Source organism: Streptomyces arenae (assembly GCF_022343545.1).
Lineage (GTDB): Bacteria > Actinomycetota > Actinomycetes > Streptomycetales > Streptomycetaceae > Streptomyces > Streptomyces humi.
Map to the genome: position 1 here is coordinate 161,785 of NZ_JAKQYH010000013.1, position 25,034 is coordinate 186,818.

Consider the following 25,034-nt stretch of genomic DNA (forward strand, 5'->3'; position numbering starts at 1 on the left):
CGCGGCATGCTCACCCAACCGTCCCCGCCTCGTGCGTCCCGGCCTGACCGACAGGAAGAAGCAGGGTGAACATCGCCGGGGCTCGACTGGTCAGGGAGAGCCTGCCACCGAGCGAGACGGCCAGGTCACGTGCGAGGGCCAGGCCGATGCCCGTGCCGTGCCCGTCCCCGGTGCGGCCGCGGTCGAAGAGCCGGGGCGGCTCGCCCGTCACGGCACCCTCGTCGCTCACGTCGAAGGCGAGGACGTCGTCCAGGTCCCGCACCGCCACGCGGACCGTGCCACGCCCGTGCACCCGGGCGTTGTCCAGCAGGATCCCGAGCACCTCCGACACGGACGCGCCCGGAACACGGACGTCGGCCGGTACGTCCTGGCCGGCGCACTCCAGTCGTCTGCCGTCCTGCGCGAAGGCGCCGTGCCAGCGTTCTTCCGTCTCCCGCAGCAACTGTCCTACGGCGATCGTCCCGGCGGTGGGGCGAGCCGTCTCTCCGGAGCGGGACAGGCGCAGCACCTCGTCCACCGTGTGGTGCAGGCGCTCGGTGGTGGCCAGCGCCTCGGTCAGCACGGGCCGCAGCCGCGCGTCGTCGTCCTGGGCGAGGCCCGCTTCCAGAGCGAGTTGCAGGCCGGTGAGCGGGGTGCGCAGCTGGTGGGAGGCGTTGGCGGTGAAGTCACGCTCGTGGCGCAGGAGTTCGGAGAGGCTGTGCAGCATCTCGTTGTGGGTGCGGGCCACCTGGTCGATCTCGGCTACGTCGCTGGGGGCGGCCCGTGCGGTCAGGTCGCCCTCGGTCACCGCCCGGCAGTGGCGGGAGAGGTCCTCCAGAGGCGCGGCGAGCGCCCGGGCCTGGCGACGGGCGACGAGGACGGCGACGGTCAGCGCGAGCGCGGCGACACCGAGCAGCAGCGTCCAGGCCGCGATCACCCGGTCGCGTACGGCGGCGACGGGGGTGGAGGCCCGTACGACGCCGATCACCTTCTCGGCGTGGGAGACGGGCACGGCCACCACCAGGTCGGCACCCGCCCGGCTGCGTACCGCCGCACCACCCAGAGACCGCCGGACCGGGGTGTCGCCGGGCCGTGGGCCGTCGCCCGCACGCAGGCGCAGGTGCGAGTCGTACAGGCCCAGATGCCCTCCGGACGGCGGCTCGGGCAGTTCCACAGGGTCGCCGGTCACGAAGTCCGGGCTCACCCGGACGGCCGCGGCCAGGGCCGACCGCTCCAGGGTGTCGCGCTGGTCGGCGTACAGGGACGACCTGATCGCCAGGGCCAGCGGGACGGCGAGGAGGACGACGGCGACCAGAGCGGCGGTCAGGGCGACTCGCACCACGCGCTGTCTCATGTCCTCATCATGCGGGCCGCTCACCTGGGCGGATGCACTGCGCCACACGCTTTTGCCGTCGTCTAACCCGCCGCGGGCCGGGCGTTAACCGGCTGCTTCCTAGCGTCGGTGCCATGACCGTCCGGTCCGAGGCTCCTCTGGAGGGCAGTGGCCATGGCAGCACACACCAGGACGTACGCGGTCGTCGGGCTGACCCTCGTGGCGGCGGTGACCGCAGGCTGTTCCGGCTCCGGGTCGCACGCCGGCTCCGGCAGCCGGGCGTCCGGGGCGATCACCGTCAGCGGACAGAAGCAGCCGGCACCCACCGAGTCCAACCCGCCCGGCGACATCCCCGACAACCAGGTGTACGTCCCCTACCGGCCCACCGGCGGTACCCTCACCGGCTTCACCCTGAAGGTGCCCGAAGGCTGGGCCCGCACCAGCCAGGGCTCCACCACCGCGTTCACCGACAAGCTCAACACCGTGAAGATCACCGCCGTTTCCGCCTCCGGCGCGCCCACGGTCGGCTCGGTCACCCACACGGTCGTACCCCAACTCCGTTCCCAGGTGCCGAAGTTCTCCTCGCCCAAGGTGAGCGAGGTGACCCGGCACGCCGGCCGGGTGGTCCTGCTGACCTATCAGGGCGACTCGGGGAAGGACCCGGTCACCGGCAAGGTGGTGCGGGACGCCTTCGAGCGGTACGCGTTCTACCGCACGGGGCACGAGGTGGACCTGACCCTGTCCGGACCGGTCAAGGCCGACAACGTCGACCCGTGGCGCATCGTCAGCGACTCGTTCACCTGGCGGTGAGCACCATGTCCGACGGCACACGGCCCGGCGGCGCCGCCGACGACGTCCTCACGGCCCGCGAGCTGTACCGCTTCTACCGGGCCGGCGAGGAGGAGACACTCGCGCTGCGCGGGGTGTCGCTGAGGGTGGGGCGTGGCGAGACGGTCGCGGTCGTGGGTCCCTCCGGGGCCGGTAAGTCGACCCTGCTGGCGTGCCTGGCCGGACTCGACGAGCCCTCCGGCGGTGAGGTCCGCGTCGACGGCGTACGGATCAGCCACCGGCCCGAGACCGAGCGGGCCCGGCTGCGGGCCCGGCACATCGGCGTCCTGCTCCAGACCCGCAACCTGCTGCCGCACCTCAGCGTGCGCGACAACGTCCGCCTGCCGCAGCGGGCTCGGGGCCGCAGGGCCCCCGTCTCGGTCGGCGAACTACTGGCTCGGGTGGGGCTCGCCGACCGGGCGCACGCCCTGCCACGCCAGCTGTCCGGCGGAGAACTGGCGCGGGCCGGGCTCGCCATCGCGCTGGCCAACTCGCCCGCCGTCCTGCTCGCCGACGAACCGACCGGTGAACTCGACGGCGAGACCGAGCAGTTGGTCCTGGCGATGCTGCGGGAGCGGGCCGCGGAGGGGTGCGCGGTGCTGATCGTCACGCACAGCCGGGAAGCAGTGCGTATCGCGGACCGGGTGATCACCCTGACGGACGGGAAGGCCACCGATGCCCGGCGGCAGGACCACGAGGAGGCACCCGATGCCGTCGGCTGAGGTACTCGTCAGCTGCGCGGACGCGGCCCTGACCTTCGGCCGTGGGCCTCAGGCGGTCGTGGCCGTGCACGGGGCCGACCTGGAGATCCGGGCCGGGGACCGGCTCGCGGTCGTCGGCCCCTCGGGGTCGGGCAAGAGCTCGCTGCTGCACCTGCTCGCCGGGCTGGAACAGCCCACCAGCGGCACCGTCACCCGGGCCGCCGCGCTCGGACCGTACGACATCGGTCTGGTCTTCCAGGGCGACAGCCTGATACCCGCCCTGAACGTGGTGGAGAACACCGCTCTGCCCCTGATCCTCACCGATCGCCCGGAGGGCGAGGCGCGACAGTGCGCGCTCGCGGCACTCGCCCTCGTGGACGCCGCCGACCTGGCCGACCGGCTCCCCGAGGAGATCTCCGGCGGCCAGGCCCAGCGGGTGGCCGCCGCCCGGGTCCTGGCCCAGGAGCCCCGCCTGATCCTCGCCGACGAACCCACCGGGCGCCTCGACCACGCCACCGGCAGCCACGTCCTGGACGCCCTCCTGACGGCCGCCGGCCACACCGGCGCGGCCCTCGTCGTCACCACCCACGACCCGGCCGTCGCCGCCCGGCTCACCGTCCGCCGGAGCATGCGCGACGGACGCCTGCTCGCACCCGAGGAGGTGCCGTGATCACCACCTGGGCGAGCGGACTTGCCCGCCACCGCACCGGACGGCTGCTGGCCGCCCTGACCGGCGTCGCGCTCGCTGTCGCCCTGGTCGCCGCGCTCGGCTCCTTCCTCACCGCGTCGAAGGCGACCATGACCCAGCGTGCCGTGCGCTCGGTCGCCGTGGACTGGCAGGTCCAGGTGCAGCCCCCCGCCGACCCGCGTACGGTCCTGTCCCTGGTGGCCGGGGCGCCGGGCACCCGCACCGCCCTGCCCGTCGGCTTCGCGCACACCAGCGGCTTCACCGCCCGCGTGCAGGGCAGCACCCAGGCCACCGGCCCCGGCATGGCCCTCGGCCTCCCCGACGGCTACCGCGCCCGCTTCCCCGACGCCATGCGCACGCTCTCCGGCTCGTCCACCGGTGTCCTGCTGGCCCAGCAGACCGCCTCCAACCTGCACGCGGCCCCCGGCGACACTGTCGGCATCCGGTTTCCGGGTGCCGGTTCGCGCCAGGTGAAGGTGGACGGCGTGGTCGACCTGCCGCAGGCCGACTCCCTGTTCCAGACCGTCGGAGCCCCCAGCCAGTCCCAGCCGACCGCGCCCCCGGACAACGTCGTCCTCCTGCCCGCCGCCCGGTTCGCCGCCCTCACCCGCGGCGCCACCGGTGTCACCACCCAGATCCACGCCGCTCGCGACAACACCCGGTTGCCCTCCGACCCGGCCGCCGCGTACTCCGCCGTCACCGGAGCCGCCCACCACCTCGAAGCCCGCTCCGCCGGCACGGCCCTGGTCGGCAACAACGTCGGCGCGGCGCTCGACTCGGCCCGCCAGGACGCCCTGTACGCCCAGATCCTCTTCCTCTTCCTCGGTGTGCCGGGCGCGGTGCTGGCCGCCACGCTGACGGCTGCGGTCGCCTCGGCCGGCGGCGAACGGCGCCGTCAGGAACAGGGGCTGCTGCGGATGCGCGGTCTGCGGCCCCGTCAGATCACCGCACTCGCCGCTCTGGAGGCCGCCCTGATCGGCCTCGCCGGCGGCCTGGCCGGGCTGGGCGTCGCCGCCCTCACCGGCCGTCTCGCCTTCGGCACGGCCTCCTTCGGGGCGAGCGCCGGCACCTGGTCCGTCTGGTACGCCGTCGCCTTCGTGCTCGGGGCCGCGGTGGCCGCGGGCGCCGTCCTCGTTCCGGCCCTGCGGGACCTGCACACGGTGACCGTCGCCGACACCCGCAAGCAGGAGGACGTACGGCACTCCCGGTCGCCCTGGTGGATGCGCTACGGCCTGGACTTCGCGCTCCTGATCGGCTCGTGGCTCGTCTTCCGCGCCTCCTCCGGCAACCAGTACGCACTCGTCCTCGCCCCCGAGGGCGTCCCCAGCGTCTCCGTGTCGTACTGGGCCTTCCTCGGCCCCGCCCTGCTGTGGATCGGCGCGGCCCTGCTCCTGTGGCGTCTCACCCTGCTCGCCCTCACCCACGGCCGGCCCGCCCTGGCCCGGCTGGTACGGCCGTTGACCGCGACCCTGGCCGGCACCACCGCCGCCGTCCTGGCCCGGCGCCGCCGCCCGTTCGCCCGGTCGGTGGTCCTGCTCGCCCTCGCCGTCTCCTTCGCGGTCTCCACCGCCGTCTTCAACGCCACCTACCACCAGCAGGCCGAGGTCGACGCCCGGCTGACCAACGGCGCCGACGTCACCGTCACCGAACCGCCGGGTGCCCAGGTCCCGCCCGCAGCCGGAGCAGCGCTGAAGGTCTCCGGCGTACGGCACGTCGAACTCCTCCAGCACCGCTTCGCCTACGTCGGCTCCGACCTCCAGGACCTCTACGGCATCCGACCGGACAGCGTCGCCAAGGCCACCTCACTCCAGGACGCCTACTTCGCCGGTGGCACCGCCGACCAGTTGATGCGCCGCCTCGCCCAGCGCCCCGACAACCTCCTCGTCAGCGTCGAGACCGTCAACGACTTCCAGCTCTCCCCGGGCGACACCGTCAACCTGCGCGTCCAGGACGCGCGCACCAAGTCCCTGCGCACGGTCCCCTTCCACTACGCCGGCATCGCCAAGGAGTTCCCCACCGCCCCCAAGGACAGCTTCTTCGTCGCCAACGCCGCCTACGTCGCCAAGGCCACCGGTGACGACTCGGTCGGCGCCTTCCTCCTCGACACCGGCGGCACGAACCAGCAGCGGATCGCCGCCCACCTGCGGGGACAGCTGGGCACCCGGGCCACCGTCACCGATCTCACCCAGACCCGCGGCACCGTCGGCACCAGCCTGACCTCCGTCGACCTGGCCGGCCTCACCCGCATCGAACTCGCCTTCGCCGTCCTGCTCGCCGCCGGGGCCGGCGGCCTGGTCCTCGCCCTCGGGCTCGCCGAACGCCGCCGGACCTTCGCCATCGCCACCGTCCTGGGCGCGCGCCCACGCCACCTGCGCGGCATGGTCCTCACCGAGGCCCTGCTGCTGGCCGTCGCCGGCCTGGCCGGCGGCGCCCTCATCGGCTGGGCCCTGTCGGAGATGCTGGTCAAGGTCCTGACCGGCGTCTTCGATCCGCCCCCCGCGGCCCTGTCGATCCCCGGTGCCTACCTGGCGCTCACCGGGGCAGCCGCCGTCGCCGCCATCCTGGCAGCGGCCCTCAACGGCATCCGCGGCAGCCACCGCCCCGCCGTGGAGGAGCTCCGCGACCTGTGAACCCGGCGTGCACCCACGGCGAGCCCTCCGCCCCGGCGACTCCTAGGCTGTCGACCATGCGCCCGCCCGCCGCACCGGACCACAGCCGACTGCGCGTCCTCGTCGTCGAGGACGACGACACCATCGGCCGCCACCTGGAAACCGGCCTGCGCGGTCACGACTACGCCCCGACGTGGTGCCGCACCGGAGCGGGCGCACTGGCGGAGGCCCAGCAGGCACCGTACGAGGTATTGCTGCTGGACCTGGGGCTGCCGGACATGGACGGCCTGGACGTCGCCCGGCAGCTGCGCGCCCGTCTCCCCGACCTGCTGATCGTCGTGCTGACGGCACGGACCGACGACATCGACATCATCGCCGGGCTGGACGCCGGTGCCGACGACTACCTGGTCAAGCCGTTCAGCCTGACCGTGCTGCTCGCCCGGCTGCGGGCCCACCTCAGACGCCACGTGGTGGCCGCGCCGGCCCGGGAGCCGGTACGGCTGGGCGACCTGGTCGTCGACGTGACGGCCCGGCGCTGCGCCCTGCTCGGCGTCGACGTCCCGCTGCGGGCCAAGGAGTTCGACCTGCTCGCGGTGCTGGCCGAACGGGTCGGCGAAGCGGTCTCGCGCGAGACACTGATGGCCGAGGTGTGGGACGAGAACTGGTTCGGCTCCACCAAGACCCTCGACGTGACGTTGGCGGGACTGCGCCGCAGACTCACCGAGGCGGCGCAGCCGGGCGGGCGGCCGGCCCGGCTGCCCCGGATCACCACGTTGCGGGGGTACGGATACCGACTGGAACGGCAACCTGATCCGCCGGACTGAGAACACGCGAGGCGGCGGGCCGCCCTCAGAGGTCGGGCTGCCGCTCTCTCTCCGGCCGGACCGGAGCAAAGGGTGAGCCGGTCAGGGGTGTCGGTTCCGCGACGTGGATCCGGCGTCGGGTTCGGCTTGCGAACAGGAAGGAGAGCGCGAGCGCGGCGATGAGCGAGACACCGCCGCCCAGGACCAGGGTGAAGCGGGCTCCGAGAACGTCGGACACCAGGCCGACCAGCGGCGCGCCGACGGGGGTGCCGCCGAGGAGGACGAGGAAGTAGACGGACAGGACGCGGCCCCGCAGCGGCGGGTCGGCATGGAGCTGGATCAGCGCGTTGGCAGTGGTGGTCACGGTCACCGCGGCACACCCGGTGACGAACAGTAGGACGAGGAACGAGCCATAGCTCGGCATGAGGCCCTGCGTGACCTCCAGTGCGCCGAAGCCGATCGTGGTTGAGACGAGACGGCGCCCGGTGGGGGGCTTGCCGTGGTGGGCCCAGTAGAGCGCGCCGAGGAGGCCGCCCAGGGCGTAGGCGGCGGACAGGTAGCCGAAGGCGGCGGCGCCCGTGTGGAACACCGTGACGGCGACGAGCGAGACGGTGACCTGGAAGTTGAGCCCGAAGGTGCCGACGAAGGCGATGAGGCTGATCGGCAGGAGCAGTTCCGGGGTGGTGGCGATGTGGCGGAGTGCGTCGCGCGCTCGGACGGGGCCCGGTCGCGCGCGGACCGGGGCGTCCGGCATGTCGGTACGGATGGTGATCAGACCGTAGAGGACGGCCAGGTACGAGGCGGTGTTCAGGAGGAACACCGGGCCGGTCCCGAAGGCCGCGACGGTCAGGCCCGCGAGGGCCGGGCCGACGGCGCGGGCCACGTTGAACTGGGCGGCGTTCAGGCTGACCGCGCCGGCCGTCTGCTCGCGGGAGACGAGTTCGCCGATGTAGGCGTTGCGGGCGGGACTGTCCACGGCGGTGGCGGCGCCGAGGGCGAAGGCCAGCGCGTAGAGGGCCGGCAGGTTCACCGCTCCGGTGACCGTGAGCAGTCCAAGCAGGAGCGACTGGGCGGCCATCGCCGTCTGGGTCAGGAGCAGCGTCCGTCGCTTGGGGTACCGGTCGGCGAGCACGCCGCCGGTGAGGCCGAGCAGGGTCCCCGGCAGGAACTGCAGCGCGGTCACGATGCCGACCGCGCTGCCGCTGTTGCCGGTGGTGTGCAGGACGAGCAGGTCCTGGGCGGCCCGCTGCATCCACGTGCCGATGTTGGAGACCAGCTGTCCGAGCAGGTAGCGCCGGAAGTCCGGGACGGCGAGCGCGTGCGTCGCCGGTAGGCGGAAGACGGCGCTCATGACGTCTGACGGGCATACGTGTCGTCTGCGACGGGCGCGCCGGTGTCGTCGAGGTGGTGGAAGGCCGGGTGGGGGTGCATGAGGAACGCGTGGTGGGAGATGTTCCACGCGTAGGCGCCGGCCATGGCGAAGGCGACGCGGTCGCCGACGCGCAGCCGTTCGACCATGATCCGGCTCGCCAGGACGTCCTTGGGCGTGCACAGCTGTCCCACCAGCGTCACCGGCTCGTCCCGGACCTCCGGACGGTTCCAGGGCCGCGGCCAGGTGCCGTCGGGGATCACCTCGAAGGGCTGGTCGTGCTGTTTCGCGGCCGGGGTGCGCAGGTGGTGGGTGCCGCCGCGCAGTACGGCGAACGCGTGCCCCCGGCTGAACTTGAGGTCCAGGACCTGGGTGACGTACCAGCCGCAGTACGCCGTGACCGAGCGGCCGGGCTCGATCCGCAGGGTGAGGTGGGGGTGACGGGCGAGGATCCGGCGCAGTCCGGCGCCGAGGGCGGCCCAGTCGAACACCCTGGGCGGATGCGTGTAGTCGACGCCCATCCCGCCGCCCACGTTGACTTCGCGCAGGTCCACTCCGCGATCGCGGGCCCAGCTCGCGGCCCAGGCGAGGATTTTGTCGACGAGCAGGAGATGGGGCTGAGCCTGGAGGCCGCTGGCAAGGTGGAAGTGGAGGCCGCGCAGCCGGACGCCCGGGACCGACTCCATCACCTCCAGGCAGCGGTCCAGTTGTACGGGATCCATGCCGAACGGCCCGCCGCCCATGGCCAGCGCGACTCGGCCCACGTCGACGGGCAGGTTGACGCGCAGCAGGACGTCCACGGTCCGGTCGCCCAACAGGGTGGTGAGCACGCGGAGTTCGTGTTCACTCTCGATGTGCAGGCGCTCGGCTCCCAGGGCCAGCGCGCGGCTGAGCTCCTGCGGTGTTTTGCCGGGACCACCGAAGGCGACCGGTACGCCCGGGACGACGGCACGGACATGGTCCAGTTCGCCTCCGGAGGCCACCTCGAAGCCGTGGACGCGTCCGGCGAGGGTGCGCAGGATCCGGGGGTCGGAGTTGGCCTTGGCCGCGTACAGCAGCTCGACGCGCTCCGGAAGCGCGGCCCGGATCATGCGCACGTGGTCGCGCAGGCCGGGCAGGTCGTAGACGTAGGCGGGCAGATCGTCGTCGGGCAGTGCGGCGACGAGGCCGTGCATCTGCGGCCTCACCGGACCACCTCGCGGGGGAAGTCCGCGCCGAGCGGGCTGGGCAGGGGCACGTAGGTAGCGTGCCGGTCGGCCTTGCGGGACCAGCGCAGCAGGAGGTTGGCCTTGGCCGGCAGCGGTACGCCGGACAACAGGGCCCGCAGACGCGGCGGTTCGGCGGCGGTGCGGGCGTAGTCGGCGAGGTGGTCGCGGATCAGGCCCCACAGGGCGGGTTCCAGGGCCGGGTCGAGGTCGGCCAGGGCGCTGAGCATCTCGGCGGTGTGGTTGACCAGGAGGCAGTACGCGACCCGGTTCCAGCCGTGTTCGGGATCGTAGGTGAGGGGACCGCGCACGTCGTCGGGGAGCTCGTCGAGGGCCTGCCGGTGGCGGCCGGGCAGGAGCTTGGTGCCCTCCAGGTCGCGGAAGATCATCTGCGCGGGCGTGCCGTCGGCCTCGACGCCGACGACGACGTTCTGCAGGTGGGGTTCGAGCACGACGCCGTGTTCGAAGTAGGCGGCCAGGACCGGCGGCAGCAGCAGCCCGAGGTACGCGTCCCACCAGGCCAGGATGGAGCCGTCGCCGCGGGCGAGCAGGTGGGAGACATGGGCCGCGCCGGTCGGGTACTCGTCGGCCACCGCGGCGGCGAGCAGGGGTGTGACTCCGGGACGCAGGTGGTGGCGCAGGCCGGAGCGGACGATGACGCCGAAGCCCTCCAGGAGAGCGGTGTCGCCGGCCGTGTCGATGGTGCGGTAGCCGGGTTCGGCCAGGAGTGCGCAGCCGGGGAAGCGGTCGGTGAGCCGGGCGAAGACGGGCTGGAGCAGCCGGTTGAGGGCGACGGCCCCGGACAGTTCGTAACTCGCGTGCTTGCGGACGCAGTTGGTGAGGCGGACGTTGAGGCTGAACTTCAGGAACGCGTCGGCCTCGGGGGCGTACAGCGTCCGCACCGATGCGGTCGGCACCAGCTCCGGACCGCCCGTGCCGGTGTCCACGACATCGCCGGCGGCGACCGCCTCGCGCAGCCCGTCGTGCTCCTTCAGCAGCCGGTACTGCCAGGGGTGCACGGGGAGTACGGCGAACTCCGGGCCGGCCACCGGGTGCAGCGTGTCCAGCGCGTGCGGTTCGCCCTCCTCCCGCACAAGGTGGCGGCGCACGGCCAGATAGCGCAGGCGGAAGCGGGTGCCGGTCTCCGGCCCGTACGCCAGCCAGTCCGCCGGGTCGCCGGTACGGGCCTTGGGCGTGGGGTGGAAACGGTGGCCGAACACCAGGGACTGCTCCGAGGCCACGTACGGGTCCGCGGCCGCCCGGGTGCCCGCTCGCTCCTCCAGTACGACGCGGATCGTCTCCCGGCTGTCCGCCACCTGCCCCAGGAACTCCTCGTTGGCCAGGCCCGTGCGCTGTTCCAGTTCCTCCTGGATGCAGCCGGCCAGCTCGCGCCAGCCCACGGTCACCCAGGCATCGCCGTCGAGCCGCTGCACCGAGCCCTGGAAGCGGTGCGCTCCGATCAACGAGGTCCGCCGCAGTTCGGCACGGAGCAGCAGGCCCCGGCGGGGCAGTCGTAGCAGGAGGTGGCCGTCGACGACCGTCACCTGGTGCTCGGGGGCGGACACCTCGCGGATCAGACAGTTGAGCAGCGTGTGGGTCGTCACGAGGTCGGCCGTCCGCGAGGGCTCCGCGATCGGGGTGAGTACGGGAATGGCGCCAGGGGTGTGGGGGGCCGTGTCGGTGGTCATGTGGTCGCTCCAGTGGGACAGCGGTCGGTGTCGGAGGTCAACGGCAGAGCGCCAGGGGGTTGGGCACGGACGTCCACTGCGCGGCGCCCGCGTTCTCGGACAGGCGCATGGCGACGGTCGCCTTCAGCGGCATCGTGTCCCCGAAGAACGCCGCCGCGTCCTCCTGGTCCGGCAGGTCGGCGAAGACGCGGCGGCCGATTTCGGCGACCGTGCCCCACAGCGCCCGTGGCTCAGCCGCCCGGGTGCGGCCGAGGACGTCGACCAGCTCGCTGAAGACCCCGCTGACCAGGCCGCCGAAGAGCTTGGTGCGCAGCGCGCCGATGTCGTCCCCGGCGCGGGTGCCGAGCAGCGGCGGCAGCGTGAAACCGCACCGGGCCAGACGGCGCGGGCTGACCCGTACGCCGTCCAGGTCCCGGTACAGCACCCGCACCGGCCGCCCGTCGCGCAGGACGACCAGCGTGTTCTGACCGTGCGCCTCCAGCGCCACCCCCATGGACAGCAGCGTCAGGGCCGGCGGCAGGACGAGGCCGGCGAGGTCCGCCAGCCAGCGCACCGGGTCCCCCGCCACCACGGCGGCGCCGGTCGCGTGCACGGCCGTGAGCGGTACCGCGATCTCCCCGGCGTCGAGGTGGCACTCGGTCGATTCCCGGATCATGGCCGTCAGGCTCGCGGAGGGCTGCCCGTCCACGCGTACCGAGCCGCCGCCCAGCTCCCGCAGGAGGCGCAGGCCGCCGCCGTGGCCGGCCTTGTCGAGGACGGCCGCGACCAGCTCGGACAGCGGGGGCCCGTCGGCGACCTCGGCCGGGGAGATGGTGCGCCGGTAGTTGGTGACCTGGACGTCGAGCGCGGTCTTGACATGGCAGCCGGGCAGCGCGCCGAGCGGTGCGAGGGTACGCAGCGACAGCAGCGGGCGCGCCGCGATCGTCTCCTCCACGACGGCCAGGTCGCGGTGGTGGCGGAGCACGTGGTCCCGCTGCCAGGGGTGCACCGGCAGCAGGAACGCGTCGCCGTCCCGCAGTGTCCGCGGCCAGTCGCCGGCGCCCTGCCAGCGGTCGGCCGGGACCCGGACCAGGGCCAGCCGGACGACCGGGTGGTGTTCGGGCGCGTAGGCGAGCACGTCGGCGACGGACATGCCGGTGCGCGTCCGGCAGCACGGGTGCTGCGGATGGCCGTCGACGACCGCCTGCTCGGCGTCCGCCGAGTCGGCCGGGGAGACCTTCCGGCCCGCGTTCGCGGCTCTGGCGAGGGCCAGGTTGACGACGCTGTTGTCGAGTTCGGCCGCCAGTCGCTCCGCCCCGGGGGTGCGCAGGCCCAGCTGTCCCAGCAGCCCGGCCGGGTCGCTGATCGGCCCCTCCGGCCCCGACACGGCGAAGTCCTCCGGAACGTCGGCGAACGGCCGCGCGCCTGCCTCGGGCGCCGAGAGCGAACCGCCCTGTCGCAGCTCGACAACCAAGGATCCGGCGTTACGGCGACGCCCGGTCACACCGGGAAGCGGTTCTCGTCCGAAGGCGCCCCACAGGCGGGACAGCACGGTGGCGCGTGCTCCCGGGAGCGCGGTCGCGAAGGGCTCCACCAGGTCCGGGCGGATGCGGCGCAGTTCGTCAATGGGCATGCGGTGTCCCTGGTTCTCGCGGTGGCGGATGGTCCGGTGGTGCTCCGGTGGCACCGACCGCCCGACCGACGCTACGGGAAGACGATCAAGGAAATTGCCAGAGCGAATACAGCGAGAGGCCGCGGACACCCCCGAAACAGCCGCTCGCCGCGCACGTTTCCGGCCGCGCCGACCGAGGACGACACAGCGGCCGGCGCACGGACCTTGGATCAGATTCCGACTGTCACCTGGGAGACCGAGGGTCGGCGTCCGGCGTCTTAACTCCTGGCTTACGCCACGCTGGCCAGTCCCTTGATGTCGTCAAGAAGCCGCGCCACACCGGATGGGCCGACCGTGGAAGATCACTGGCTCGGGGGAGCTTGCGGCGTTTGCGCCACGCGCCGTGACCGGTGTCTGTGAGCCTTTCGGCATGCGTGTCTTGCTGATCGAGGACGACGACCGGGTGGCCGGGCCGCTGGCGGAGGGGCTGCGCCGTTTCGGGTTCACCGTGGAACACGCCAGAACGGGGGCCGAGGGGCTCGCCGCACCGGAGGTGGCGATGGTGCTGCTGGACCTGGGGCTGCCCGACATGGACGGCCTCGACGTGTGCCGGACGCTCAGATCCCGCTCGTCCGTGCCGATCATCATGATCACGGCCAGGGACGAAGAGGTGGACCGCGTCCTCGGCCTCGAACTCGGTGCGGACGACTACGTCTCCAAGCCGTTCGGCGTACGGGAACTCGTCGCCCGGATCCGGGCCGTCACCCGCCGCACCCGCCCAGCGGCGGCCGAGCCGCGGGGTGGATCTTCGAAGCCCTCGGACGGCCTCGGTCATCCCGAGGCGCCCGACATCCAGCGGATCGGCCCTCTGACCATCGACGGTCGCACCCGGCAGGTACGCCTGCACCAGTCGTCCATCGCCCTCGCACCCAAGGAGTTCGACCTGCTCACCTGCCTCGCCGAGGACCCCGGCGCCGTCTGCTCCCGCCGGCAGATCCTCGACACGGTCTGGGAACCGAACTTCTTCGGACCCACCAAGACCCTGGACGTCCACATCGCCGCGCTGCGGCGCAAACTCGGCGACGCGTCCTGGATCGAGAACATCCGCGGCATCGGCTTCCGCCTCGTCCCCCCGGCGCCTCCCGGCACCCCGTCCGCCGCGGTGCGGACGGGCGGCGGAGAGACCCGGTGACCCGTCGCCTCCTGCTCAGCCACCTGAGCCTGATACTGCTCGTCCTGCTCGCGCTCGAAGTGCCCTTCGGGGTCTTCTACGGCCGCAGCGAGCTGGCCCGCTTCTCCCGCACGGCACAGCAAGGGGCGGCGACGCTCGCCGAGGTCTGCGAGGACAAGATGGAGCACGGCCTGACAGCCGACCTGCCCGACCTCGCCCTCGCCTACGGGCGGCGGACCGGTGGCACCGTACTCGTCGCGGACCGCCGGGGCATCGTCCTCACCGACACCGCTGCCCACAGCCTGGTCGGCGAGGACCTGTCCGCCGAGCCGGACATCTCCACGGCACTGCACGACCGCCCCACCGTCGGCACGCGCAGGGTCCCGCCCACGGACGGTGAATTCCTCTTCGTCACCGTGCCGGGCGGGTCCAACCCGGCCGTCGCCTGTGTGGTGCGGACGGTGTACGCGCTGGGCCCGCTCAAGGCCAGGGTGCGCACCACCTGGCTGGTGCTCGCCGCCGTCGGTCTCGGAGTGCTCGCCGCCGCCTCCCTGATCGGGTTCGCTCTCGCGCGCTCGATCACCCGCCCCGTGCAGGCCCTGGAACACGCCACCGCGCAACTCGCCGAAGGCCGGCTCACCGATCCGCCGGCCACCGACCACGGGCCACCGGAACTGCGCAGACTCGCCGCGTCGTTCATCCGGACCGCGACCCGGCTTCAGCACGTGCTCCAGGCGCAGCAGGCGTTCGCCTCCGACGTGTCACACCAGCTGAAGACGCCCCTGACCTCGCTGCGCCTGCGCCTGGAGAACTTCGAGCCGCACCTCGCCCCGTGCGCCCAGGACAGCCTCGACAAGGCGCTCGGGGAGCTGGAGCGGCTCAGCCGCATGGTGCAGGGGCTGCTCGCTCTCGCACGGCTGGAGAACACGGAGATCCGGGCAGAAGCCGCCGATCTCAATGCCGTCGTCGCCGATCGCGCGGACATGTGGACGGCCTTCGCCGCCGAACAGCAGGTCGACATCCTCGTGTCCGGAGGCACGTCCGTTCCGGTGCTGGCAGTCCCCGGGGCACTGGCACAGATCATCGACAACCTGCTCTCCAACGCGCTGCGGGTGTCCGCGCCGGGAACCGCCGTCACGCTGGCCGTCGTCACCGCCCCCGCAGCAGGCACCCGCACCCCGCCCATGACCGAGCTGCATGTGATCGACCAGGGCCCCGGCATGACCGAGGCCGAACGGCACAGGGCCTTCGACCGCTTCTGGCGGGCTTCCCACGCCGACCACGACGGCACCGGCCTCGGTCTGCCACTGGTCCGGCACCTCACCCGCGCAGGAGGGGGCGAGGTCACCCTGGAGGCGGCCCCCGGCGGCGGCCTCGACGCGGTCGTCCGCCTCCGCCACGCCGAATGCCGCGAGCAACGGGATCGCCTCATCCCCACCCCGGACGCCGACACAACACGCCGAACCACACCGGCGTGGTAGGGCGCGGGTGACCTGAACGTCGATTGCGCGCCTATTCGTCGAACGGGTACTCGTACTGAGTCGCCCGCCGTTCTCTGACCGCTGGCTGTGAGTCAGGACAGGGGCGGACGCGTACCGTGAAGGTGCGTCCGCCCCTGCCTCTGTCCGAAGGGCACGTTCCTTGTCGACGCTCTACCGAGTGCGCGAATCCTTTCCCGACGCCCTGAGCGCGCTGACGCGGGCGCGCGCGGTCATGCGCGATCTGGCTGACTGGTCGACCGCCCCCTGGCCCCGGCTGGAACCGGTCAGCACGGCTGAGCAGTACGCGTACGCCATCCGTTCCTTCGGCACTGCCCGCATGGTCGTGGACCGGGAACCTCGCATCTTCCCTTTCCTGGCTGAACTGGAGCGCCGCGAGGCCATCACGTTCGACGCGGAGCAGCCGAGGTCCTGGCTCACCGCGAACCTGCGGTTCAGCCCCGACCTGGCCGACCTCTGGCCGCTGCCCGAGGGCGTGCTGCTCTCCCTGGACACAACCCCGCCCTTCGGCACCCCCGAAAGCGAAGCCGAGGACGACGCCACCGAGGATGAACTGGACCGGATGGTCTCCGTTCTCGGCCCGCTGAGTCTGGACGTCAGCTGGGACTGCGGCTGGCGCGGCCTGTCCGAGACCAAGGACTGCGGCCTGCGCTTGGGCCTGAACACCGTCCGGGCGGCACAGACCTCCGAGCAGTCTCTCGGCGACTTCGGCGTCTGGATCCGACTCGGCGCTCGCGTCGCCTGGACACCCGAGGGCCAAACCTGGCTGTGCGACTCCGGACTCCCACTGGGCGAACCCCAGGCGGGCGGGTGACCGGATCCGGCCGGAGATCAAGGCTCTAGAAGAAGCCGAGCTTCCGTGGGCTGTACGAAACAAGAAGGTTCTTCGTCTGCTGGTGGTACACGGCACACATGGCTCTGACCAGCGCGGATGTCAGCTACGAAGCAGAGAAGGCGGGCTGCTGCCCGTATATGGTCCGGATCTTGGTCGTGAACTGGGTGAGGTCGGTCGGGGGCAGGCTCGCTCAAGTCGGGGCGTGATGCGCGCAGCTGGCGGGATGACGAGATCATCTGAAGTTGTCTACCTAGAAGGCCTGACCTGCGGAGACGCCCGTTTTGCGGCCCTTCAGGGACGTGTGGCCTTGTGTAGTCGATTCTTCCCGACGCGCTCCCCAGGGCCGCCTATGGTCCCCGCGTTCGGCCACGACGAATATTCAGCAGATCTCGGAATCATGCGGGCGGTCGCCCGCGATCACCGCGTCCCCGTGTTCGACCTGAGTGACTGTTGTCGTATCGATCTCGGTGGGCATGAGTGCGATTGCAGGACTCGGTTGGGCGGTCTTGCGGTCCTGCGTGCATGAGGACAGGGCCCCTGGTGCAGCTTCAGGTTCTCGAGACCGTGAGCACGCCAGAAGGCCCTGTCATCGCAGTTGTATGCCCGCGCGCCGGGTGGGAGCTGCGCCGGTAGGTCAGGACTGGGGCAGGAACGGGTAGTCGGTGTAGCCCTCGGCGGTGAAGGCGTAGAACAGCTCGGGCCGGGCCGCGTTCTCCGGGTGCCCATCCCTCCACCGGGTGACGAGGTCCGGGTTGGCGATGACCGCGCGGCCGACGGCCACGGCGTCGACGAACGGTGCTTCCAGCAGCTTGGCCGCGCTCTCGGCGGTGATGGCGGGGGCCATGAAACCGCCGTTGACGACCAGCTTGCCGCCGAAGTGCTGCTGGAGTTCCTTCACGAGGTCGCCGGCGGGTTTGGCGTGGAGCACCGACAGGTAGGCCAGGCCGAGCGGGCGCAGCTGCTTGAGCAGGTGGCCGTAGGTGGCCAGGACGTCGTGGTGGTCTGGCTCGTGGGCGTCCTGGATGTTGTGTGCCGGGGAGATGCGCAGGCCGACCCGGTCGGCGCCGACGGCCTCGGCGACCGCGGTGACGACCTCGATCACGTACCGGGCGCGGTCCTCGGGGGTGCCGCCGTATTCGTCGGTGCGCTCGTTCGAGCCGGGCGCGAGGAACTGGTGCAGCAGGTAGCCGTTCGCGGAGTGGATCTCCACGCCGTCGAGGCCGGCGTCGATCGCGCGGCGGGCCGCGGCGACGTGGTCAGCCACAGAAGCCTTGATCTCCTCGGCGGTCATCGCCTCCGGCACCGCGTACGGCAGCTTCTCGGCGCCGACGTGCAGTTCGCCGTTGACCGCGATCGGGCTCGGTGCGAGGACGCGGCGTCCGCCGTTGATCTGCGGGTGGCTGGTGCGGCCGCCGTGCATGAGCTGCATGACGATCTTGCCGCCCTCGGCGTGCACCGCCTCGGCGACCCTGGCCCATCCGGCGGCTTGCTCGTCGCTGGCGATGCCGGGCTGCCCGATGTAGGACTGCGAGTCGAAGCTGGGGTAGGTGCCCTCGGTGGTGATCATGCCGACGCTCGCGCGCTGCCGGTAGTACTCGACGAGCAGGTCGCCGGGGACGCCGCGCTCGCCGGCGCGCATCCGGGTCAGCGGGGCCATCACGACCCGGTTCGCCAGTTCGATCTTGCCGAGGGTGGTCGGCTCGAACAGGCGGGAGGTCGAAATGTCCGTTGGGAGGGTGTTCGGCATGGTGGTTCCTTTGGCAAGGTTGAGGGGGTGCGGGAGGGGATCTCACGGCCGCTCCACCACCATAACGCGTGTACGCGCAAGCGCGTACATGAGGTGATGGGCGGTACCCTCGAACCATGGCCAGCCGTACCCCAGCCCCCCTCGCGCACCCCGACCTGGACGACGTCGACCTGCGCACGGTGCTCAGCGCACTGTCCGACCCACTGCGCCTGGAAATGGTCGTCCGGCTGATCAACAGCCCCGGCCTGAGCTGCGGCGGCTTCTTCCCCCACCTCACCGCGTCCGTGCTGACCCGCCACTTCCGGGTCCTGCGCGAGGCCGGGATCATCCGCCAGAGCGACAGCGGCATTCGCCGGGAGAACGTGCTGCGCAAGGAAGAGCTCGAGCAGCGGTTCCCCGGCCTGATCGACCTCGTCGTGAAGGAAGCCGAACGGACGCCACTCCAGTCTTCGCAGTGAACAGCCGCACGCCAGGGGTCGCGCGGTGCCCGGCCCGGTTCGACGGCCGTTGTCGTATGGATCCCGGTGGGCATGAGTGCGATTGCGGGGACTCGGCCGGGTGGTCTTGCTGCCCGTCGCGCATGAGGACAGGGCCCCTGGTGCAGCCCGAGGTCGTCGAGACCGTGAGCACCCTAGGAGGTCCTGTTGCCGCAGTTGTACGCCCTCGTGCCCGCAGGCGCCGACTCGACTGCTCGTGAGTGCGACTGCCTCGCTCACCGGTTCGGGAACGCGGCGGACCGTCCGCACCGGCGGCCGAAGTACCCGTCGGACATGACGGATGCCGAATGGGCCGTGGTCCGCGATGCGTTACCGGTGCCGGGCTGGCTGGAGGGCCGGGGCGGGCAGCCGGAAGGCTACTGCCACCGGCAGATGGTGGACGCGGTGCGCTACCTGGTGGCGGGCGGTATCACCTGGCGGTCGATGCCCGCGGACTTCCCCGCCTGGGACCGTGTCTACGCCTTCTTCCGGCGCTGGCGGGACAAGGGCCTGATCGGCGAGTTCCACGATCGTTTGCGCGACCGGGTCCGTGAGGCGGCGGGCCGGGACCGGGAGCCAACGGCGGGGATTATCGACGCGCAGTCAGTGAAGGCAGCCGCGTCGGTGCCGGCCACGAGCCGGGGCTTCGACGGTGGGAAGAAAGTGAACGGCCGCAAGCGTCACATCGTGGTCGACACCCTCGGGCTGCTGCTGACGGTGATGGTCACCGCGGCTTCTGTCACCGACCGCGACGCGGCTCGGACGCTGCTGGCCCGGATCCGCGAACGGCACTGGCACATCACCCTGGTCTGGGCGGACGGCGGCTACACCGGACGCCTGGTCGACCTCGCCCGCGATGTCCTGAACATCGCGCTGACCGTGATCAAACGCAGTGACGGCACCACGGGCTTCACCGTGCTGCCCAAGAGGTGGCTGGTCGAGCGCACGTTCGCGTGGCTGATGCGCTCACGCCGCCTCGCCCGTGACTACGAGACCCGCATCGACACCTCGGAGGCGATGGTCCGCTGGTCGATGAGTATGGTCATGAGCCACCGCCTCGCCCGACGACCAGGCTGAACATCCCAGGACGCTCCTCGGCGAGCCAGCCACGTGCGACCAGGCGCTTCGCCTTCGATCGCACCCCCTCCACCTTCGCCGGAACCGGCTCCAAGCCGACTGCCACGGCGAGTTGCCGACAGTCCATCGATTCGCCGCCCGACCCGCTGCCGACAGCCAGGGCATGCATGAGCTGCAGGTAATCCGGCGCCAGCACCGTCGGGGCGAGATCTTCCCGCCACGCCGGCACCACCGAACCGGATGCCGCACCCCGCGCCGGCCGCTCGTCGGCCACCTCAGCCAGCGAAGCTTCCTCTCCTTCGCGAGCTTCCGCCAGGACGTCGGCCAGCGTCTCGCGGGCGATCACGAACCGCTCCCACGCTGCCTCTGCCTCCCGCAGTTCGGACTGAAGGGCCTCCACCTGCTGCCGGGCGGCACGTTCACGTTCCTCCAACAGCCTTATCACCGACGGCATCTCGGCACCTCCACCGAAAAGACGACACGACACCTCGTCTCTGCCACTGAAGCGCCACCCCTATGCCTGACCAGCAGAAACGCACCCGCCGCTCTCGGAAAGACAACGGCTTCTGAGCCGCCTCCCGTGTCTGGGCGTGTACTTGGGTGTGCCGGAAGCTGAACGGCTCGGGTGGACGGCACGATCACGCTGGACGTGGCGGCCTTACCCTGTGTCGGAGCACGCCCGGCCGCCATATTGGCGGCTGCGAACCCGCCACTCATGGCGTCAGCTGAGGCGCCCGATCTGGATGGCCAGGACGTCCAGTGCTTCCTTTCCGGCGTAGGTGACGCGGATGTTGGAGAGCTGATTGTCGCGGATTGCGGTAGAGGGTAGCCAAGTCGACGTAGCCACCGGCGGTGGGTGTGATAGCGGCTCGATTGAGGCGTGGTGGAGGCACACGCGGCGGTGATGTCGGCTGCTTCGCGAGCAGTGCGCTCGACGCGGGTGCGTTCGGCGTGCTTCTCGGCCAAGCCGCAACCTGGGTGCCAGTGGTGTCCCAGAGGTGGGGTGCCAGTGGAGGGGGCGAGTCACCAGCGGGCCGCGTCGAGGCGGGACTTTGGCGAGTGACCGCAACTTGTTTCGGGTGGGGTCATGCGATCGCGATCATTCGTTCGGCTTCGATTGTGATCGACTGGTTACGGAGTGCATGGGTGTTGTGGTAATTGTGGTGATCTTCCGCCGTCGGCCTAGCGGCCACACATCCAACGGCGGGATGGGGGCAGCGGTGGATACGGCTGAGATCGAGGCAGTAGAGGATGCCGAGTCCGACGAGGGGTTCGTCCATCCGGTCTTCCGTCTGGCACCTTTTGAGGACAGTGGATCGGACACTCTCGGCAACTACCGTTATCAGGCTGAAGTTGCCGCCAGACGTGTGTCGTGCTGCTCACGCAGAACTCAGTTGAGTCGGTGGTCTGCGAGTGGCATGAGGACTTCGTGGTCTCCTTTGCGGATGGTTCGGTCGAACTTGTGTCGGTGAAGCACCGCGGAAAGCGACGCAACCCCTGGAACGTTGCGGACCTGTGCAAGGACGGTGGGCTGGCGCACCTCTTCGACCGATGGCGGGCATGCGATGGCCTGAGCAATGTCCGTCTTCGGCTCGCCACGAACGCGGGCCTCACCACAGGCAAGGGAGGCGCAACCACTCTGAAGGCCATGTGCGGGCGGGACCCGGAAGTCGCCTCCGGGGTGGACACTATGGCCGAAGCCGTAGCTCGGTACCTCCTGCGGGTTCGCTGGAAGCAGTCCTACGCCACTATTCCCGTCGTCCCTCAGGTCGCCCGACTCGCCGACATCGTCATCCCCGCCGGCTTCACCGACCTGGTGAGAGCCTTCTTCGCTGCTCTGCACATTGACGATGAACTGCCGTCCCGTCGGCATATCACTGACGTCAATCTCCAGAGTCTGCTCATACCTGCGATCGCGACCCTCCAGCAGGACCATGTCGACGTAGAGGCGACTTACCGTGCACTGGTCGAGCGCATCGAGAAGTCGAATCGCGATGAGAGCGACCGTGGACAGCTAGCGGTCTACATCGCCGACCCGACCAGGGTTCTGCACAGCGTGCAGATCCAGCAGCGCATCGCGCGACGCAGGCTGACCCGAGCCACGGTCCTCGACACGTTTGTTTCCAGCCGCTCCACAGTGCCCACATTCGCCCGCGGCCAGCTTCCGATCACGGCCCCGGGCGGGGGCAACCTGCGCAAGAAGATGACCCGAGGTCGCATTCCGGCTGATGAGGCTGCCCACGCCGAGCGCCTTCGATCAGCGTGGTACGTCGCGTGGTCACAGCACCGATCCGGCCTGGCAGGAGACACCACCGATCTGGCCAACACCAGCTTGGAGGTCCTGGACGCCGTCTTCGCATGCCGCGAGCAGGCTGAGGAGGAGACGCAGGGCGGCGCACCCTATGGCCGGCGCATGAACCAGTTGATGGCCCGGCACTTGACACCAGATGCACTCGGGGCAGGGCTTCCGTTCCCCGTCAACGGGCGGCATCTACGGGGTCTGGCCTACCAGCTCTGTGACGACTGCGACTTCTACTTCTCCGACGTATTCGATTCCTCCGAGGAGGAGGCGTCGTGACGAGTGCCGGTGACCGACTGGTTGCCGCGGCGCGCGTCAGGGACCGGGCCCGTCGACAGGAACAGCGAGAGGCTCACTATCACGAGGCCCGCGTGCTGCTGCTGATCGACCGCTTCACCGGAACGAGGAAGGGCCTGGAAGGTCTCACTAAACTCGCTAAGCTCGACTTCCTGCTCCGATACCCGGCCATGCTGGAACGGCTACTCGTCGAGGACAGCATTGCGTGGCCCGCTGGCGCCCAGCCGACCTCCGCCGAACGGCTCTCCGTCGAGAGCCGCATGACCCGGTACAAGTACGGCCCTTGGGACCATCGCTACTACAGCATTCTCGGATCTCTGGCTGCCCGCGACCTGATCACCTACGGCGGCATGGACCGGGCTGAGTTCCGCATCACCGCGTCCGGGGCGGTCGCCGCAGCAATGCTGGCAGAGACGGACGAGTGGGTCGTGGTGGCGCAGCGCATCACCCTTCTCAAGAAGCACTTCAACAAGTCAGGTACCGCGCTGAAGACCATCATTTACGACCGTCTTCCGGACGCGGTCGACAGGCCTTGGCGGATGGAGATCTGAAATGGCAGTCCACCTTCGCTTCCGCTCCCTCACCGTCACTACAGCCAACGCCGAGGAGACCTACCGTTTTGAGGGGCCGGCCACCGTGGTCAGCGGTCCCAGCGGTACCGGCAAGTCGAGCCTCCTCATGCTGCTCAAGCATGTTGTAGGCGGCAAAGCCGTACTGACCCCAGCCGTCCGCGACCATGTCCTCTCCACTCGCGCCGAGGTCTTCGTCGGCGGGGCCCACTTGGTTCTGAAGCGAACTGTGAACGACGCCCGCTCCGACCAGGTCGATGTCCTAGACCCCGCCACCTTGAGTACGCGTGGCACCTTCGCCGTGGAATCGGGTGGCGACCTGCCACCTTTGTCGGACTATCTTCTGGCAACCCTCGACTTCCCTCGCGAGACGATCCCTGCCAGCCGTGACGGCAAAGCCACCACGCGCGACCTCAAATTCACGGACCTCTTCGCCTACGTGTACCGCGAAGCACGCAACATCGACCGAGAAGTTGTGGGACACCTCGACACCTGGTTCAAGCCCAAACGCACCGCCCTCTTCAAGTTGATGTTCGCACTCACCGACAGTGCTGTACTGGAACTCAGCCGCCAGTTGGGCGAGTTGAAGGAAAAACTTCATAAGAAGGCGGCCGAGTACGAGAGCGTCCGGAACTTCCTCGGCGCGACCGATGCGCGCACCGAGGACCAGCTGCAAGCTGAGCTCGCGAGTCTTCGCGACATGTTGCAGCGCGCCGAAGCTGCCTTGGCGTCCCTGCGCCACGAACTGGAGGAAAGGACTGCCGCTGACGCAATCCTCCGCCAAGAGCTGCGTGCGGCAGTCGACAGCGCTCGCGAGGCAGCACAGGAAGTCCTCGCGGCACAAGAGCTTGTGGAGGCCCGCGCCGCGGTCGTCGCCCAGGTCGAGCTCGACCTGTCCCGGCTCGACCGCTCCGCCACCGCTATTGAGAAGCTGTCTCCCTTCGACTTCGTTGTCTGCCCACGTTGCATGCAGCGCCTCAGCACGCGTCCCGTCCCAGAGGACCACTGCGTGGTCTGTCTGCAGCACGACCCCCACGACGAAGACGTCGATCCCGCCGCGATCGCGCATACCCGAAGGGCCCTCGAACTTCAGCTCCAGGACGCCCAGGCCGTGCTCCAAGCCGATAACCATGTTCTGGAGTCCGCCCAACAACGACCCCAGCAGACCGACTTCCTCACCCACAGTCTGCGCCGCCAACTCGACGCGCAGACCCGCGACCTCGTGGCACCCCGCTTTGACGCCATCGCAGACGCGAGCGCCCGAGCCGCCTCGCTCCGAGCGGCCATCGACTCTGTCACCCAGCTGCGGGATGCGTGGGCTCGTGTACACGCGATCGAACGGGATGTCCGGGACATCAAAGCACAGCGAACTCGGGCAACTGCCGAGAGGAAGGCCCGTTCGGCTGACCTTGCTGCGCGACAGACCCTCGTTTCCGACCTAGGCCGAAACTTCAACGCGATGATTTCGCAGCTGCGTCCTGCGCCGTGGATCCAGTCCGCGACCATCGACCCGTCGTCGTATCTGCCCGTGGTCGACCACGTCTCGTTCGAGAGGCTTCAGGCCGACGGAGGGGGCATCGTGACCTGTATCAACGTTGCGTATAGCCTCTCTCTGCGGGAGTTCGGCGTAACGCACCCGGACGTCCGGGTGCCGTCGCTGCTGATTATTGACTCCCCGAGGAAGGCATCCGGGAGCAACCTCGACGACCAAGCCCGCGGCCAACGGATCTACCAGCGCTTTCGAACACTCGTAGAGGTCCATGCTTCTCAGGTTCAGCTGATCATCGCTGACAACGACTCGGCCCCGATTCCCAGTACAGCCTTCGGCAAGATCGAACTTGGCTACGACAATCCGCTCGTCCCTGGCGTAGCCCACCCCGGCCCCGAACACACGCACAGAGCCGAAAACGAGGCCTGACGACGCCGATGGGTGACGCCCCAGACTCATGCATTGGCTGTGCCGCATGCGGCTCTTCGCCGCGGGCAGCAGGATGCGGGCGGCGTCCCGGTCGGTCGTGGGCGTGCCTTTCGATGGTGGGCGGGAAGCGGTACGTCGGCGAGGTATATCGGCGCTCGCGAAGGCCTGGTGAAACTGCGCGAACGCATCAGCCGGAACAACGACGACCGAGGGGTCAAGGGTGTAGTCGTTCGGCGCCTGTACTTCTCGGCGGCCGTTGCGTTCACCCCACGCGAAGAGACGGCGCGCTGCAGGCAGATCGGGTCTGACGCTGGCCAGCCGTAGATGCCGACGAACGGTCGCCGTTACGGCT

21 protein-coding genes are annotated in these 25,034 nt (G+C 70.5%); 13 read left to right on the forward strand and 8 right to left on the reverse strand.

Translation table 11 applies throughout. The annotated features are described in order from the left end of the window. Positions 1-10 precede the first annotated feature (10 nt). The gene (locus MB828_RS07305; RefSeq protein ID WP_301647432.1) at positions 11-1,333 is read right to left on the reverse strand and encodes a HAMP domain-containing sensor histidine kinase; all 1,323 of its coding nucleotides are present in this window, start codon (positions 1,331-1,333) and stop codon (positions 11-13) included. A gap of 153 nt (positions 1,334-1,486) precedes the next feature. On the opposite strand from MB828_RS07305, the gene MB828_RS07310 reads away from it, so the two are divergent. The 5 genes from MB828_RS07310 to MB828_RS07330 are packed head-to-tail and all read left to right on the forward strand — an operon-like array spanning position 1,487 to position 6,962. Next, a complete protein-coding gene (locus MB828_RS07310; RefSeq protein ID WP_301647433.1) occupies positions 1,487-2,122 on the forward strand; it encodes a hypothetical protein in 636 nt (211 codons plus the stop codon). Between the two features lie 5 nt (positions 2,123-2,127). Next, positions 2,128-2,862, forward strand: coding sequence for an ABC transporter ATP-binding protein (locus tag MB828_RS07315; protein WP_301647434.1), 735 nt, complete (start codon positions 2,128-2,130; stop codon positions 2,860-2,862). Then, entirely contained in the window at positions 2,849-3,511 is a 663-nt protein-coding gene (locus MB828_RS07320; protein ID WP_301647435.1) for an ABC transporter ATP-binding protein, read from the forward strand. The genes MB828_RS07315 and MB828_RS07320 overlap by 14 nt, the downstream gene beginning before the upstream one ends. Beyond that, entirely contained in the window at positions 3,508-6,159 is a 2,652-nt protein-coding gene (locus MB828_RS07325; protein ID WP_301647436.1) for an ABC transporter permease, read from the forward strand. The genes MB828_RS07320 and MB828_RS07325 overlap by 4 nt, the downstream gene beginning before the upstream one ends. 56 nt (positions 6,160-6,215) lie before the next feature. Then, positions 6,216-6,962, forward strand: a complete 747-nt coding sequence (locus MB828_RS07330) for a response regulator transcription factor (RefSeq protein WP_301647437.1) — start codon at positions 6,216-6,218, stop codon at positions 6,960-6,962. A 25-nt stretch (positions 6,963-6,987) separates the two neighbouring features. Here MB828_RS07330 and MB828_RS07335 read toward each other — a convergent pair whose 3' ends face one another. From MB828_RS07335 to MB828_RS07350, 4 genes are read right to left on the reverse strand one after another with little or no spacing between them, the layout of a single operon-like run. Continuing rightward, on the reverse strand, positions 6,988-8,292 hold the full coding sequence (locus MB828_RS07335) for an MFS transporter (RefSeq protein ID WP_301647438.1): 1,305 nt from the start codon (positions 8,290-8,292) through the stop codon (positions 6,988-6,990). Further along, positions 8,289-9,485: a type III PLP-dependent enzyme gene (locus MB828_RS07340; RefSeq protein WP_301647495.1), complete on the reverse strand. Its 1,197-nt coding sequence runs from the start codon at positions 9,483-9,485 to the stop codon at positions 8,289-8,291. Before MB828_RS07340 ends, MB828_RS07335 begins: the two co-directional genes overlap by 4 nt. Positions 9,486-9,493: 8 nt before the next feature. Further along, positions 9,494-11,203: an IucA/IucC family protein gene (locus MB828_RS07345; RefSeq protein WP_301647439.1), complete on the reverse strand. Its 1,710-nt coding sequence runs from the start codon at positions 11,201-11,203 to the stop codon at positions 9,494-9,496. Positions 11,204-11,240: 37 nt separating this feature from the next. Further along, positions 11,241-12,815, reverse strand: a complete 1,575-nt coding sequence (locus tag MB828_RS07350) for an IucA/IucC family protein (RefSeq protein WP_301647440.1) — start codon at positions 12,813-12,815, stop codon at positions 11,241-11,243. A gap of 409 nt (positions 12,816-13,224) precedes the next feature. Here MB828_RS07350 and MB828_RS07355 point away from each other — a divergent pair, with 409 nt between their 5' ends. The 3 genes from MB828_RS07355 (at position 13,225) to MB828_RS07365 (ending at position 16,278) form a co-directional block, all read left to right on the forward strand. Beyond that, positions 13,225-13,986, forward strand: coding sequence for a response regulator transcription factor (locus MB828_RS07355; protein WP_301647441.1), 762 nt, complete (start codon positions 13,225-13,227; stop codon positions 13,984-13,986). Continuing rightward, positions 13,983-15,446, forward strand: coding sequence for a sensor histidine kinase (locus tag MB828_RS07360; RefSeq protein ID WP_301647442.1), 1,464 nt, complete (start codon positions 13,983-13,985; stop codon positions 15,444-15,446). Before MB828_RS07355 ends, MB828_RS07360 begins: the two co-directional genes overlap by 4 nt. A gap of 178 nt (positions 15,447-15,624) precedes the next feature. Next, positions 15,625-16,278 (forward strand): hypothetical protein, encoded by a 654-nt coding sequence (locus tag MB828_RS07365; protein ID WP_301647443.1) that lies wholly within the window; start codon positions 15,625-15,627, stop codon positions 16,276-16,278. A gap of 655 nt (positions 16,279-16,933) precedes the next feature. Here MB828_RS07365 and MB828_RS07370 read toward each other — a convergent pair. Continuing rightward, a complete protein-coding gene (locus MB828_RS07370; RefSeq protein ID WP_301647444.1) occupies positions 16,934-18,046 on the reverse strand; it encodes an alkene reductase in 1,113 nt (370 codons plus the stop codon). A 116-nt stretch (positions 18,047-18,162) separates the two neighbouring features. Between MB828_RS07370 and MB828_RS07375 the strand changes: the two genes are divergently transcribed. Both MB828_RS07375 and MB828_RS07380 read left to right on the forward strand, forming a co-directional pair. Continuing rightward, positions 18,163-18,504: an ArsR/SmtB family transcription factor gene (locus MB828_RS07375; RefSeq protein WP_301647445.1), complete on the forward strand. Its 342-nt coding sequence runs from the start codon at positions 18,163-18,165 to the stop codon at positions 18,502-18,504. A gap of 312 nt (positions 18,505-18,816) precedes the next feature. After that, positions 18,817-19,599 (forward strand): IS5 family transposase, encoded by a 783-nt coding sequence (locus MB828_RS07380; protein WP_301647446.1) that lies wholly within the window; start codon positions 18,817-18,819, stop codon positions 19,597-19,599. Here the strand turns inward: MB828_RS07380 and MB828_RS07385 are convergent. Both MB828_RS07385 and MB828_RS07390 read right to left on the reverse strand, forming a co-directional pair. Further along, a complete protein-coding gene (locus MB828_RS07385) occupies positions 19,565-20,053 on the reverse strand; it encodes a hypothetical protein (RefSeq protein WP_301647447.1) in 489 nt (162 codons plus the stop codon). The genes MB828_RS07380 and MB828_RS07385 overlap by 35 nt on opposite strands. A gap of 631 nt (positions 20,054-20,684) precedes the next feature. Next, entirely contained in the window at positions 20,685-20,879 is a 195-nt protein-coding gene (locus tag MB828_RS07390) for a hypothetical protein (protein ID WP_301647448.1), read from the reverse strand. Between the two features lie 92 nt (positions 20,880-20,971). On the opposite strand from MB828_RS07390, the gene MB828_RS07395 reads away from it, so the two are divergent. Genes MB828_RS07395 through MB828_RS07405 form a run of 3 tightly spaced genes read left to right on the forward strand, consistent with a single transcriptional unit; the run spans position 20,972 to position 24,682 of the window. Continuing rightward, a complete protein-coding gene (locus MB828_RS07395) occupies positions 20,972-22,177 on the forward strand; it encodes a dsDNA nuclease domain-containing protein (RefSeq protein WP_301647449.1) in 1,206 nt (401 codons plus the stop codon). After that, positions 22,174-22,746, forward strand: coding sequence for a hypothetical protein (locus MB828_RS07400; protein WP_301647450.1), 573 nt, complete (start codon positions 22,174-22,176; stop codon positions 22,744-22,746). The genes MB828_RS07395 and MB828_RS07400 overlap by 4 nt, the downstream gene beginning before the upstream one ends. 1 nt (position 22,747) lies before the next feature. Beyond that, a complete protein-coding gene (locus MB828_RS07405; protein WP_301647451.1) occupies positions 22,748-24,682 on the forward strand; it encodes a hypothetical protein in 1,935 nt (644 codons plus the stop codon). Positions 24,683-25,034: the final 352 nt, after the last annotated feature.